Below are 13,156 nucleotides of genomic sequence, written 5' to 3'. Positions count from 1 at the left end.
CCTATGTTATCTTCCGAAGCTGTTTTTTTTATCCTCGATATTTCCCGACTCATATCACGTGCCGGGCAAACTGTTCCAACAGGAATTGACCGCGTCGAACTCGCTTATGCAGAATATCTTCTAGCTCACGAAGCCCCACAAGCGCGCTTTGTTGCCCTCAGTCTGACAGGCCAAATAAGCGCTTTACCATCAGAAATGGTGCGAGCCTTTATTGAATCCCTCTGTAAAGGCTGGAATCTTGGGGAGCGTGACGCTGTTCAGCACTCAAAAAAAATAAGCCAGCAGCTTAAAAGATATCTTCTTTTAGGGCGTGAACCAGCTTATATGGCTGGTCGAAAGCGCATTATGCTTTTAATATCGCATCATCATCTTATGCGCCAAAAAACGATAGCGCGCTCCTTAAAGCGGTTCAAAGCTTTATTCGTGCCTATGGTGCATGATCTTATTCCGCTTCAATATCCTGAATATGCTCGTCCCCGTGAACCAGCCCGTCATGCCGCAAGAATGAAAACTGTTGCGGAATTATCTCATGGGGTTATCACGCCAACTATGGCTGTAGCGAACGATTTAAAGCCTTTATTTGAAGAGAAAAAACGCTCTAAAACGCCAATCTGGCCCATTCCACATGGTGTGCACACACAAGTGCTACATCATTTAGAAGAAATTCTACCGAACCATAAAACAGATAAACCATTTTTTGTCTGCTTAGGTACCATAGAGCCGCGAAAGAACCATTTACTATTACTGCACCTATGGCGGCAGATGGTCGAAAAACGCGGCAAAGATAATGTTCCTAGCCTAGTACTAATAGGCAAGCGTGGCTGGGAAAACGAAAACATCATCGATCTGCTGGAAAGAAGCCCGGCTCTTAAAGACGTCGTCGAAGAAACAAATTCCCTGTCAGATGATGATGTCGCTGCTCTCCTTAAAGGATCATGCGGGCTGCTCTTCCCAAGCTTTAGCGAAGGTTACGGTTTGCCCCTAGCAGAAGCAATGGCCTTAGGGGTGCCGGCCATCTGTGCTGATATTGCTGTCTTAAGAGAAGTAGGTGGAGAAATGCCTGTTTATCTTGACCCATTAGATGGCCCTGCATGGCAAAATGCTATTGATGATTTCACTCGCTTCGGCCCTCTTTACCAAGCACAGAAAGAACGCCTGAAGGGCTGGAAGCCCTTTCCATGGCCTCAAAGTGTCGAACAAGCCCTTAATCAATGCCGCGCCTTGGCCGTTTCTCATCAGTTAGAGGCTTGATCTATCTTTTATGAAAACTGCATTGCCTGCTCTGCGCGTTTGGTTGGATGGTCGCAATATCGGCCGCACTGGTGGCACCGGGATCCATTATTATGCTTTGGGTCTTCAGCACGCCTTAGAGAGCAAAGCCATTTCGACCTCTTGGCTTTTGGAACAAACAGAAGATTATAAACCGCGCCCACCCTTCTGGCGGCTTATGCAGGCTCTCCTCGGCCAGGCCCCTAAAGTTGGCGCTAACCTTACGACGCCATGGGGCAGTGCACACTTGGCACGAGACCTTTATCGTATTGCTCACGTTCATTATCGACATCGCAAGCATTTATTGACGATGCGTGTAACACCGCCTCTCTCTCCACCATCTGTCATGCACTGGACATCACCACTTCCTATTTATTTAGAAGGAACTCGTAATGTCGTGACAATTCATGACATTATCCCCCTCACCCATCCAAACTTAACAGGCATTGATCCACAGCGCTTTGAACGTCTATTGCGTGATTTGATGGCCAAAGACACTTATTTCGTTACTGTATCAGAAACAGTACGTCAGCAAATTCTGACCCATTTTTCCCTTGCTCCCGAACGAATTACAACACTTTATCAATCTGTCGGCTTTGATGAAAAAACCCGCAGGGCTATAAAAGAAGCACCCTCTATTGCCCCCGCTGGCTCATTTTTAATTTATGGCCGTGTAGAACACCGAAAAAATATAGAAACACTTCTTGAGGCTCATGCATTAAGCGGCACATCAACGCCACTTGTCATTATTGGCCCAGACGGTGATGACCGCCCCGATTGCACCTCCCGAAGCTCAACAAGCAATGTCATCCGCCTGCCATGGAGTAGCCGACACTCACTTTTACGCACCTTAAGTGAAGCTAAAGCATTATTATTTCCAACAAAGGCAGAAGGTTTTGGCTTACCCATTATCGAAGCCATGGCTCTTAATACACCAGTACTCACCAGCAAAGGCGGTGTCACTGAAGAGATAGCCGGAAAAGCCGCTATTTTGGCTGATCCTGACGATGTTCATGCTCTGGCTGAGTCCATTAAAATGCTAGACCAGCTTTCCTCTGAAAAAAGGCACAATCTGGTTAAAGCTGGGCAAGAGCGAGCAGCCTTTTTCCATCCTGAACCATATGCACACAGGGTCAAAACTTTTTACAAAAAACTGCTTCAGCAAAAATAATAAATTTTAACGCTGATAGATATCATCTAATCTTATAATATCATCTTCACCGAGATAGGCACCTGACTGTACCTCTATAAGCGTTAAAGGAATCCGACCAGGGTTTTCTAAGCGGTGTACACAACCAAGCGGCAAATAAACACTTTCATTTTCTTGCACGATAAGTTGTTCTTGATCACGCGTAACAACAGCCGTACCTCCAACAACAACCCAATGCTCTGCACGGTGAAAATGTTTTTGCAGAGAAAGTTGCTCACCTGGACTGACATAAATACGTTTAACCTGGAAGCGCTCTTTTTTAATGAGGCTTTCATAAAACCCCCAGGGACGGTACACGCGAACATGCTGCTCAGCTTCGCTATGCCCTTCCTTTTTTAATCGTGCCACCATGTGCCTGACATCCTGGGCCGAGTCACGATGCGACACCATCACGGCATCTTGCGTCACAATGATAATTAGATCGCTCACACCTGTGACAGTTGCCACGACACCATCAGAATGGACGTAACAATTACGAGCATTATCTAAAAATACATTTCCCCTAACGGCGTTACCCGCCTCATCTTTGGGGGTCAGCTCCCATACAGCATCCCAGCTTCCAACATCCATCCAGTTAAAACGCGCCGGCACAACAGCCGCCCGCCTCGTTTTTTCAGCTACAGCATAATCAACTGAAATAGAAGGTGACTGGCTAAAGGCCTCTTTATCAAGCTGAACAAAACCTAAATCCCGACTATTATGACGAATTGCTTTTTGAACATTGTCATAAATATCAGGGGCCAGAGCCTTTAACTCGCTTAGAAAAACCTTCGCTTTCGCAATATACATCCCCGAATTCCAGAAATAGCGACCGTCATTTACCAAACGCTTCGCTTCACTCTCATCTGGTTTTTCTAAAAAGCGGGCAATGTGAAAGCTATTTTCCACTCCGGCGAGAGCGGGACCTTGTTCAATATAACCATAGCCCGTCTCTGGGCGCGTTGGTTGCATCCCGAATGTTGCAATAAAACCTTTCTCTGCGGCCTGACGTGCCTGTGATAATACCTCACCTAGAGCGGCAAGATCACTAATTTCTGCATCAGCAGGCATAAACCATAAAATAGCTTCGTCATCTTGATCAGCCTGCAAAAAGGCAGCCGCTGCCATAGCAGCCGCAGAATTACGGGCCACTGGCTCAAGAAGAATAGTTGCATCTTCAATATCAACCTGCCGTAGCTGCTCAGCCATGATAAAGCGATGTTCCCAACTCCCCACAATGATGGGAGACGCCTTGATCCCAAGTGAACGCGCACGCAATAAGGTTTCTTGAAAAGGCGTTTCTTCTCTCAGTAGTGCACAAAATTGTTTAGGGTAGCTCTTGCGAGATACAGGCCAAAGCCTTGTGCCAGACCCTCCAGAAAGAATAACAGGAATCATCATATAAAGTCTTTTTTCTGTAAAGAACTTATGTCGTTAATATCATAACCAAGATCATGATATTAGAGTTTTACGAGCATTAAACATAGTCAAAAAAATTAATCTGCCCCAAGCATGCAGCCATAACATCTTACTTTTCACAAAAATTAGCAGGTGCAAGAAAAAAATTTATTTATTTTGAAAAGAATAATTTAAATATAATATCTGAAAATCAATTTTTAAAAAACTAATAAATTATATTAATTTTCAAAAATATAAACAAATATTTTTAGGACTTGGTAACATTTAATTAACAATTATATATGTTTTAATATTAAAAAATTTTATAATCATTTTGAACTCAAAATAAAAAAACAGCACTTTATTATAAAAATTCATGCAGCTTTTATTCCCACTTCAAAGTAACATTTTATAGAGCTTTTTAAAGACACTACTTGGTTTCTAGGTTTTTATGATGTAATACGGGCAAAAGGTGGAATTAAGGCTAAACGCGGCAGGAATGAATGGATTGTCATCGATGGATATAGTCAACGCAAACTCCAATCACCCTCCCTCATTGATGGAACGTCTGGTACAGGGCGTTAAAAATTTTTGGCATAACCATAAGCCTTTTTGTATCACCGTAATATTACCTACTGTAATAACTGCCTTTTATTTATATGTTATTGCAGCACCGCAATATATTTCAGAAGCTCATTTTGTGGTTCATGGGCATTCTACACAACCCTCATCCCCTCTTTCTCTGAGCAATTTAGTTCAAAGCGGGAGCACGACATCAGAAAATACATACGTTGTGCAAGACTACATGGTGTCACGCGATGCAGTGCATAAATTAAGCAAAAAGCTTGATTTCAACGCGATCTTTAATCCCAAAAAAGCTGATTTTTTGGCACGTTACCCGGCATTTTTTGACTTTAAAGATAAAGAACATTTTTTCAGATATTATAAACGCCATGTAAAAGTCGTTATGGACTCCGAGACAGGCATTTCAAAGCTAAAGGTAAGAAGCTTTAATGCAGTCGACTCACAAAATATTGCTCATGCTCTTTTAAAAATCAGTGAGGATCTCGTTAACGAGATTAATAAAAGACAGCGCGAAAACACGACCCGTACTGCCCGCAAAGAAGTCGAAAAATTACAAAACGAACTTTATAAAGTTAATAGTCAATTAGCCGAATATCGTACTCAAACGGCTATGCTAGATCCAGATAAGCAATCTACGCCTCTTCTTGGTTCCATCACGTCTCTTCAGCAATTATTGCTGACATACAGGATGCAACTAACACAGCTTGAACAAGCAGCACCTCATAACCCGATGATTTCTGTTTATCGGCAGCATATTAAGGTACTGAAAAAAGAGATTGAACAAGCCCAGCTAGACATAACAGGAGCGCAAAACGAATCTCTTGTTCCTAAAATCAGAGGCTATGATGACCTTATCTTGCAACGCAAGCTGCTTACACATCTTCTAGCAAGTGCAACAGCTTCATTAGAGACAGCTCAGGCACAAGCTGATAAGCAAATGATCTTTGTTGATGTGCCTGTACAGCCTAATTTACCAGACTGGCCAGAATATCCATATGCCTTGCTCTGCTTAGCTGTGGTCTTCGTTTGCTTCTTATTCATCCATGTTATGGTGCGCATGCTTATCCTTGGGCCAGGGAGCATAGCCTAAGATGAAAAAGAATACCTTACTCCAAGATTTTATGCTCCAATTTCGCGTCATACACGCTCTCATTATACGTGAGATTCATACGCGCTATGGACGTGAAGATCTTGGTTTTTTATGGGTATTAGGAGAACCGCTAATTTTCTGTGCGGGTGTCACAATTTTATGGACGGCAATCCGTCCTTCGCACGAGCATGGTTTACCTATGACGGCTATGGTCGTTACAGGTTACATTCCTCTTACAATGTGGCGCCACTGCATGGCCCGCTCTGTCAAGGCTTTTGAAGCCAATGGGAGTCTTCTTTTTCATAGACAGGTAACTCCGCTTGATATCATCATAGCGCGAAGTTTTCTTGAAATTATCGGCACTATGATGGCAGGTGTGCTTGTTTTTGCCGCAGCCGTATCTACGGGCTATATGGAGTTACCCGAAGAGCCATCTCTTCTCTGGTTAGGACTGCTTTTTCACATGCTTTTCAGTTTTAACACTGCGCTGATCTTTGCAGCATTAACTGAAATGTCCGAGCTTTTGGAAAAATTTCTTGGTGTATTTGGCTATTTAAGTCTCCCCTTTACGGGAGCTTTTATTATGGTCGATTGGTTTCCGCCGCAATATCGTTGGGCCATAATGTGGTCTCCTAGCCAGGAAAGTATTGAAATGATCCGTGCTGGGCAATTTGGACTGAATAGTCATGCTCACTATGATATATTTTATACATGCTGGATTAACGTCATTTTGCTTATTATCGGCTTATATCTTACACTAAGAGTGCGCCGTTATATCTTCCTCAATTAAGAGCGTTCTTCCATGATTAGATGCATCGATATCATCAAGGATTACCACGTTGAACGCGGGAAAAAACGGGTTCTTGATGGAATAAATTTTCAGATGGAGCGCGGTGAGAAAGTAGGGGTTCTGGGCCGTAATGGAGCTGGAAAATCTACATTAATTAGGATTATTGGTGGTGTAGAATTACCAACAGCAGGCCGTATTGAACGCGATATGAGTGTATCCTGGCCATTAGCCTTTGGTGGAGCCTTCCAAGGAAGTTTGAGCGGTCTTGATAATTTGCGGTTTATATCGCGAATTTATAATCTCGACTATAAAAGTGCCCGTGATTATGTCGATGAATTTGCCGAGCTTGGCTCACAGCTTTTAGACCCTGTTAAAACTTATTCATCTGGCATGCGCGCACGCCTGGCATTTGCCCTTTCTGTTATCATTGAGTTTGATGCCTATTTAATCGATGAAGTGATTATGGTGGGTGACGCAAAATTTGCAAAAAAATGCCAAGATGAACTTTTTGTCAAACGTTCAGATCGTGCTCTGATTATCGTATCACATGATATGGGCTTCATCCGTGAAACATGCTCACGGAGCGCTGTGATATATGACAAAAAGTTACATGATTTTAGCAGCGTTGATGAAGGTATCGAGGTTTATAACTCACTATGAAAAAAAATAATTCCTTCGCGCTATTTTGCCCAAAACAGCTATTCCAAAATCCTGGCTTTATATTTCACTCAACCGAAAGGTCTTTCGCAATGACATAGAATTTCAATTCCGGAGCTTTTGCATTAATCAAATAAATTAGTGCTTTTTATCGCCCAAGAAATTATTTTCACCGGCGTGTCCCTAGACAAACTATGAGAACGCGTAATGTCAGCCTCTTTAAACAGGAAAATTGCTTCACATAAACCTAAGAACTCTTTCTCCTTATCTATAGGGCTGTGGGTATATTAGCGTTACTCCTTACCGGTTGTTCCTGGATGCCGCGTTCCAGCCCTACGCAGGGGCAAGTGCGCGGTTACACAAAATCCAAGGCAAATAAGGCAAATCTGGACTATAAATTAGTCTCTATGACGCCCGAAGTTGCCAATATTTTAGCTTCGGAAATTCAACCGCTTATCTCTACTTTGCAAAAAGGTGATGTCCGTACCACCGGCAATGATCGCATCGGTGCGGGAGATATGCTTGGTATTACAATCTTTGAGCTTGGTAGCAGCCTGTTTTCTAATGCCGATCATAATATTGGCAGCACCAGCGCCAGTGGCAGCGGAACAATGGTTCCGCCACATATTACCAGCCAGGAGCTTCCTCCTACACAAGTCGAAAATGACGGTACTATTATGGTGCCATATGCAGGTCATCTAAAGGTAAAAGGGAAAACACCCAGCCAGGTGGCCACCATGATTCAAAAAAGTCTGAAAGGAAAATCACAAAATCCACAAGTGATGGTCCGTATTCAGAAAGACATCAACAATACTGTCATTGTCTCCGGTGAAGTCTCCAAACCTGGTCGCGTTATTTTATCTCTTGCTGACGAACATCTCTCTGATGTTGTTGCTATCGCTGGCGGCGCAAAATATGCGCCTCAGGACACCGAAATTGAGCTCGTGAGACGTGGTCGATTGGGGGCTACAGATCTTGCAACTCTGGAGAACCACCCTGAGGAAGATATCCGCGTTGATCCAGGTGACCGTATTCGAGTAATTTATCAGCCACGTACTTTCACAGCCTTTGGTGCTATTGGACAAACGCAAGAACGTAACGAAGTTAAGTTTGGCACAGCCACTCTTACTTTAGCAGGAGCTCTGGCACGTATCGGTGGGCCAGCTGATAGTCGGGCCGATCCAAATGGTGTTTATCTCATTCGTTATGAAAATGAAGAAGTCTGTAACCGTTTAGGTATCCCTGTTAAGGCTGGACATCACTCAGCACCTGTCGCCTATGAAATTGACCTTATGAACCCAACCCAATATTTCCTCGCCCAGAGGATACCTGTTAAGGATCATGATGCCATTCTCATTACCGATGCACCATCAACACGCTTCTTCAAAATCAATATGTTGATTGGAACCTTACTGGGTGAAGGCACAACGGCAGGACTTTATGCTGTCAGGTAAAATGCAAGACTAAAGAAGACCTAAAAAGCGGGGTGAAACATCATGTTTCGCCCCGCTTTTTTATATAATTCACATTATGTAATTTAAACAAAGTAACCGTCATGACTCATGAGGTCATAGTTATTATCGAGACGGTTACCTGTGGCTGAACTCAACCTGTCACCTCATTTATTCATAATGGTACGTATAATAGTATGATGTAATTCAGCCATGGTTAGAGGCACATTTTCTTGAGATGATGGTAATTTTACACTCTTACCTTCATTGAAACGCAACATGACATAGGGGGTTGTACGAGAAACATGGGGCTGAGGCGGTAAAGGTCCTAAAGCCGGACGATGATCACCGAAAAAAACAAGCAAGGCATCTTTGCCACTCGCTTTAAGACCGTCACATAAATTTGAGAGCATTTCATCACTATGCTGAGCATGCTCACGCCATGCATCAGACCCTTTGACCAGACCCAAACGACCATCTTTCCAGGGACCATGATTTTCTATCGTGACGCAATAAGCCAAAAACCGATCATGTTTTTGCACTGTTTGTAAAAGATAGTGAGCAAGAGACGCATCACTTACATAATCGCCAATCTTATCTTGTTCAGTAAAAGCCTCACCTCCTATGAGAGAGGTAAAACCAAGTTGAGGCATTAGCTCCCGGCGATTGTAAAAATTAAGATCATAAGGATGAAGGAAAAGTCTTTTTTCATATAACAAGCTAAGCTGATTTGCCAAACCATGAGAAGGCGTTTGAGCCGCAGTCAAAAAGGGATCAAATAAGCGATATGAGAGCGCTTCATTTTCATCACCACATAAGACACCATACTCACTTCGCATTGTATAAGCCCCAAACCCACTAGGATGAAGCTCCCCCCACTGTATAGCTTCATCGCGGGCACGAGCCAGAGTAGGTAAGGTTTCCCACTGGGGATTAAGAACAGATGGCTCAGCAAAGGACTCGCACTGCACAATTATGACAATATCTGGAGCTTGACCAACCGCCTCTAATCCAATTTGAGGCAAAGGACGAGCAGATAAAGGCGGCAAATTTTTCCAACGACGAACATAAAGCAATAAAGTTGGTAACAGGCCATCACGTTGCATGTCCGCCCATAAATCAGGCGGAAATAGGCCAGGATCACTTTGCGCTTCAAGAATCAACTTTAGGCTGACAGCCGAAAGAATAGCTAAAACCGCACCTTCTATCCGTATAATAATCTGGCCATTTGACGCCCAAATTAACATTAAAATTAAAAGCACAAGGGCTGAGAGAGACAACCAGCGCACAAAAACAGGAATAGCCTGAAGATAAAAACGGGGATGTTTAACAAAAGCCGCTAATAAAGTGAGATCAGTAAAAACAAGTGGCTCATTGAGTAATCTTAATTTCAGATTTGACCCAATCACTAGTACCAGAAGCAAAGCTCCCGTAAGCAAAAGAGCAACACTCACCGAGCCAGTCATAACAAGCAAGAGGCTACTCAGTAACAAAAGAGGTAAGAAGCGCAATGCCAGCTTACGAATAGAGCGAAACCCTAGCCGCGGTTTTGCAAAGAAATCTATTATTTCTCCCAAAATCAAGGCCCCAATGACCAAAATTAAAAGGGCCAGTTTATCATGAGAGATGCTTTGCAATAACATTGGCGCCAAGGTCTCCTTTACGTTGCAGCTCTATATTGTAAACTTTCTTTTGAGTCATATAAGAAAGTTATTTAAGGAAACTTTAATAAATTAGGGCTTAAATTTGGGCGATTAAATATCTTTTTGTACGAAAAAAAACCACATTTATGACAGAAGTCTTCTTTATAAAATTTATACATAAATATATTTGATATATTATGCTATTCTCAAAATCATTTGTGATCCACGATTTCTTTTAGCCGGATGTTCATGACAGATTTTCCTTCAAAGCCAGCTAAACACGAACAGATTTCGCGTTACAAAAAGATCTCAGGCAAAGCCCCTCCCATACGAATCTTTAAACGAGATTGGATGGAAGCGTTTACCCTCATTTCTTTTAGAACTTTTTTAACATTTTGCATCATAGGTGAGTGTCTGGCTCTCTATGTAACATACCAATATTCACATAACTGGCTCGGCTGTCTTTGGCGCTTTGCCGTAGGCATTATTGTCTGGGAATTTTTTGAATATGTAATGCACCGTTATATTTTTCACTTCAAAAGCAATAATCCCTATCTCCAAAAAATGGTCTATATCTTCCACGGTAACCATCATATCCAACCCAACCACCCTCTTCGCACGATTATGCCACTAATCGTTACCCTCCCAGTGGGCATAATTATCTGGTCAGTATCAATCTGGTGTGGCGGCGCTGGCTTTGGAAGCGCATTTTTTGCAGGGTTTTTCCTGGGATATGCACTCTATGATACAATTCATTACGCCACGCATAATTTTCGCATGAAAAGCTTCCCGCTATCATGGCTCAAAAAGCACCATTTATTGCATCATTATATGACCGAAGAGCATAATTATGCCATCAGCCTGCCATGGCTAGATGTCATTTTTCGCACTCTCTACCATCCAAAACACCGTAAATAACGCACTATTTTGATAAAACGTCCTTACAAAGATTGAAGAAACATTCGAAATATTCGTAACGTAGAGGCTTCTTTCTAATTTTATTATTTAAGAGCCTTTTATGAATGATAACGACTTACCTAAAACCCTTCATCCAGAAACATTAGCCCTACATGCGGGCTGGCGTGCAGACTTAATCACAGGCTCTGTCGTACCACCCATTCATCAAACCACCTCCTACCAATTTGCAGATAGTGACCAGGCGGCCAAACGCTTTAGTTTGCAAGAAGCAGGGCCAATTTATACCCGCCTCGGCAACCCCACTATAGACGTGCTTGAACAACGTCTTGCTGCCTTAGAAGGGGTGTTGCTGCTGTTGCTGTTTCATCAGGACAAGCAGCTTCGGCCATGGCTGTTCAAACAATTGCCCAGGCTGGAGATAATATTGTCAGCAGCACTGATATTTACGGAGGAACGTGGAATCTCTTTACCCATACGCTGCGCAATATGGGTATTGATGTGCGCTTTGTTGATCCTTCCGACCCTCAAGCCTTTCTAAAAGCAAGTGATGAACGCACAAGGGGATGGTATCTGGAAATGCTACCAAACCCTAAATTAGTCGTACCTCCTTTGGCAGAAATTGCCTCACTCGGACGCACACATAATATTCCTCTTATCGTCGATAATACAGCCGCTCCCTTAATTGCCAAACCATTGGAACACGGAGCCGCCATCGTTATTTATTCCACGACCAAATATATAGGGGGCACGGCACATCTATCGGAGGCATTATTATTGATAGTGGCACCTTTGATTGGGACAAAACCCCAAAACGCCACCCTCTCCTAACAACGCCTGACCCCAGCTATCACGGCTTAATCTGGAGCGAAGCGGCAAAGAAATTTGGACCTATTGCCTATGCATTACGCCTACGCGCTGTGTTGCTACGCGACTTAGGAGCGGCTTTATCACCCTTTAACGCCTTCCAGCTCATTCAAGGCGTTGAAACCCTCCCATTAAGAATGGAACGTCATTGCGAAAATGCTGCTTTAATTGCCCACTACCTCAAGAGGCACAAAGCCGTTTCAAAAGTAATATATCCTGCCTTACATAAAGGAGAGACTTTTAAACGGGCTCAAACCTATTTTAACGGCAGATATGGTGGACTTGTTGGGTTTGAACTGTCTAACGGCGTGGAAGGTGGAAAACGCTTTATCGATTCACTAAAGCTTCTTTATCACGTCGCTAATATTGGCGATGCACGCAGCCTTGCCATTCACCCTGCTTCAACCACTCACTCCCAATTAACCCCGACTGAACAAAAAGCTGCGGGTGTATCACCTGGCTATGTGCGTCTTTCAGTCGGGTTAGAACATCCTGACGATATTATAGCTGATCTTGAACAAGCTTTAGCCCAGGCTCAGAAAGCTTAGTTTAAGTTTTCTGAAATTATGTGCAGGCCATCATTAAAAGTAATTTTAAGAGTGGACCTGCAACATAAAATTCTAACTACTTAAATTTTTCTTGCCTCTCACATAAATCTTAACTCATAAAATATTTATAATATCAGTAAAGATACATGCTTATTCTTTATTAAAGAAATAATTTTGAGTATTTTCACCCAAATATACCACTATGTTTCTGCACTTTTGATTCACTTAAAACATGATGCCAAACCTTATCGCCATCAAAAATTATGGTTAATGTTTTTTTCTTACCATGTGTACCATTGGAAAAAGCTCCATAATAAGGAATGAGGTTAGTGGCATCAATCTGCTCTCTTTCGAACGTATACTTCCAGAGTTCATGGCCGCTATCGGTAAAGCTTGTTTCTTTAGGATCACCAAACAGTTTCCTCACCTGATCCTTGGTTGTAGTCCCATCAACCACTTTAGTATCAATCGTTGCCGATGTTTCTTTCCTAATACTCACATTCCCACTTGAACTACACGCTCCCAACAACAGCAATGATGTCATAAAAAAGGACAATTTTATTGTTTTCATATAATGATTCCACAATGTGTCGAAAACACATAAATATTACAATATCGCTAATTTTAGAATATTTTTTTATATAGGACTGGCGGGGTATTTGAACAGGATTGTACAGTTTCGTTCTTGCAGAACTACATCAAACCGTCATTTCTTGTTAGTATTTCATTTGCCTTTGCTGGCTTCAATGTACTT

General features: G+C 42.6%; 10 protein-coding genes and 1 pseudogene. 8 read left to right on the top strand and 3 right to left on the bottom strand.

Features of this window, described 5'->3' with window-relative positions; all coding sequences use genetic code 11:
• Positions 1–3 precede the first annotated feature (3 nt).
• Complete coding sequence (locus tag GT348_RS01515; RefSeq protein ID WP_160618218.1) at positions 4–1,251, top strand: glycosyltransferase family 4 protein; 1,248 nt, start codon at positions 4–6, stop codon at positions 1,249–1,251.
• Positions 1,252–1,261: 10 nt separating this feature from the next.
• A complete protein-coding gene (locus GT348_RS01510) occupies positions 1,262–2,440 on the top strand; it encodes a glycosyltransferase family 4 protein (protein ID WP_160618217.1) in 1,179 nt (392 codons plus the stop codon).
• 6 nt (positions 2,441–2,446) lie between these two features.
• On the opposite strand, the gene GT348_RS01505 is transcribed toward GT348_RS01510, so the two are convergent.
• Positions 2,447–3,859, bottom strand: coding sequence for a mannose-1-phosphate guanylyltransferase/mannose-6-phosphate isomerase (locus tag GT348_RS01505; protein WP_160618216.1), 1,413 nt, complete (start codon positions 3,857–3,859; stop codon positions 2,447–2,449).
• A gap of 514 nt (positions 3,860–4,373) precedes the next feature.
• Here GT348_RS01505 and GT348_RS01500 point away from each other — a divergent pair.
• The 4 genes from GT348_RS01500 (at position 4,374) to GT348_RS01485 (ending at position 8,432) form a co-directional block, all read left to right on the top strand.
• Positions 4,374–5,531 carry a capsule biosynthesis protein gene (locus GT348_RS01500; protein WP_236646538.1) on the top strand — a complete coding sequence of 386 codons (1,158 nt, stop codon included), beginning with the start codon at positions 4,374–4,376 and terminating at the stop codon, positions 5,529–5,531.
• A 1-nt stretch (position 5,532) separates the two neighbouring features.
• Positions 5,533–6,321 (top strand): ABC transporter permease, encoded by a 789-nt coding sequence (locus tag GT348_RS01495; RefSeq protein ID WP_160618215.1) that lies wholly within the window; start codon positions 5,533–5,535, stop codon positions 6,319–6,321.
• A 12-nt stretch (positions 6,322–6,333) separates the two neighbouring features.
• Positions 6,334–6,981: an ABC transporter ATP-binding protein gene (locus tag GT348_RS01490; RefSeq protein WP_160618214.1), complete on the top strand. Its 648-nt coding sequence runs from the start codon at positions 6,334–6,336 to the stop codon at positions 6,979–6,981.
• Between the two features lie 275 nt (positions 6,982–7,256).
• Positions 7,257–8,432 (top strand): polysaccharide biosynthesis/export family protein, encoded by a 1,176-nt coding sequence (locus GT348_RS01485; RefSeq protein WP_236646537.1) that lies wholly within the window; start codon positions 7,257–7,259, stop codon positions 8,430–8,432.
• A gap of 164 nt (positions 8,433–8,596) precedes the next feature.
• On the opposite strand, the gene GT348_RS01480 is transcribed toward GT348_RS01485, so the two are convergent.
• Complete coding sequence (locus GT348_RS01480; RefSeq protein WP_160618213.1) at positions 8,597–10,072, bottom strand: LTA synthase family protein; 1,476 nt, start codon at positions 10,070–10,072, stop codon at positions 8,597–8,599.
• A 249-nt stretch (positions 10,073–10,321) separates the two neighbouring features.
• On the opposite strand from GT348_RS01480, the gene GT348_RS01475 reads away from it, so the two are divergent.
• Positions 10,322–10,990: a sterol desaturase family protein gene (locus GT348_RS01475; protein ID WP_160618212.1), complete on the top strand. Its 669-nt coding sequence runs from the start codon at positions 10,322–10,324 to the stop codon at positions 10,988–10,990.
• A 100-nt stretch (positions 10,991–11,090) separates the two neighbouring features.
• A pseudogene (locus tag GT348_RS01470) lies at positions 11,091–12,402 on the top strand (O-acetylhomoserine aminocarboxypropyltransferase/cysteine synthase family protein).
• Between the two features lie 184 nt (positions 12,403–12,586).
• On the opposite strand, the gene GT348_RS01465 reads toward GT348_RS01470, so the two are convergent.
• Positions 12,587–12,973, bottom strand: a complete 387-nt coding sequence (locus tag GT348_RS01465) for an outer membrane protein assembly factor BamE (protein ID WP_160618211.1) — start codon at positions 12,971–12,973, stop codon at positions 12,587–12,589.
• Between the last annotated feature and the right edge of the window lie 183 nt (positions 12,974–13,156).

This window comes from Aristophania vespae, from assembly GCF_009906835.1.
GTDB classification, from domain to species: Bacteria; Pseudomonadota; Alphaproteobacteria; order Acetobacterales; family Acetobacteraceae; genus Aristophania; species Aristophania vespae.
Note: the sequence above shows the minus strand (reverse complement) of the source record. Positions and strands in the feature narration are given on the sequence as shown.

Bases quoted from the DNA above. Each gene is read 5' to 3' on its own strand.
- GT348_RS01490 (WP_160618214.1), top strand. From the start codon at position 6,334: ATGATTAGATGCATCGATATCATCAAGGATTACCACGTTGAACGCGGG.
- GT348_RS01480 (WP_160618213.1), bottom strand. From the start codon at position 10,072: ATGTTATTGCAAAGCATCTCTCATGATAAACTGGCCCTTTTAATTTTG.
- GT348_RS01500 (WP_236646538.1), top strand. From the start codon at position 4,374: ATGGATATAGTCAACGCAAACTCCAATCACCCTCCCTCATTGATGGAA.
- GT348_RS01515 (WP_160618218.1), top strand. From the start codon at position 4: ATGTTATCTTCCGAAGCTGTTTTTTTTATCCTCGATATTTCCCGACTC.
- GT348_RS01495 (WP_160618215.1), top strand. From the start codon at position 5,533: ATGAAAAAGAATACCTTACTCCAAGATTTTATGCTCCAATTTCGCGTC.
- GT348_RS01465 (WP_160618211.1), bottom strand. From the start codon at position 12,973: ATGAAAACAATAAAATTGTCCTTTTTTATGACATCATTGCTGTTGTTG.
- GT348_RS01505 (WP_160618216.1), bottom strand. From the start codon at position 3,859: ATGATGATTCCTGTTATTCTTTCTGGAGGGTCTGGCACAAGGCTTTGG.
- GT348_RS01475 (WP_160618212.1), top strand. From the start codon at position 10,322: ATGACAGATTTTCCTTCAAAGCCAGCTAAACACGAACAGATTTCGCGT.
- GT348_RS01510 (WP_160618217.1), top strand. From the start codon at position 1,262: ATGAAAACTGCATTGCCTGCTCTGCGCGTTTGGTTGGATGGTCGCAAT.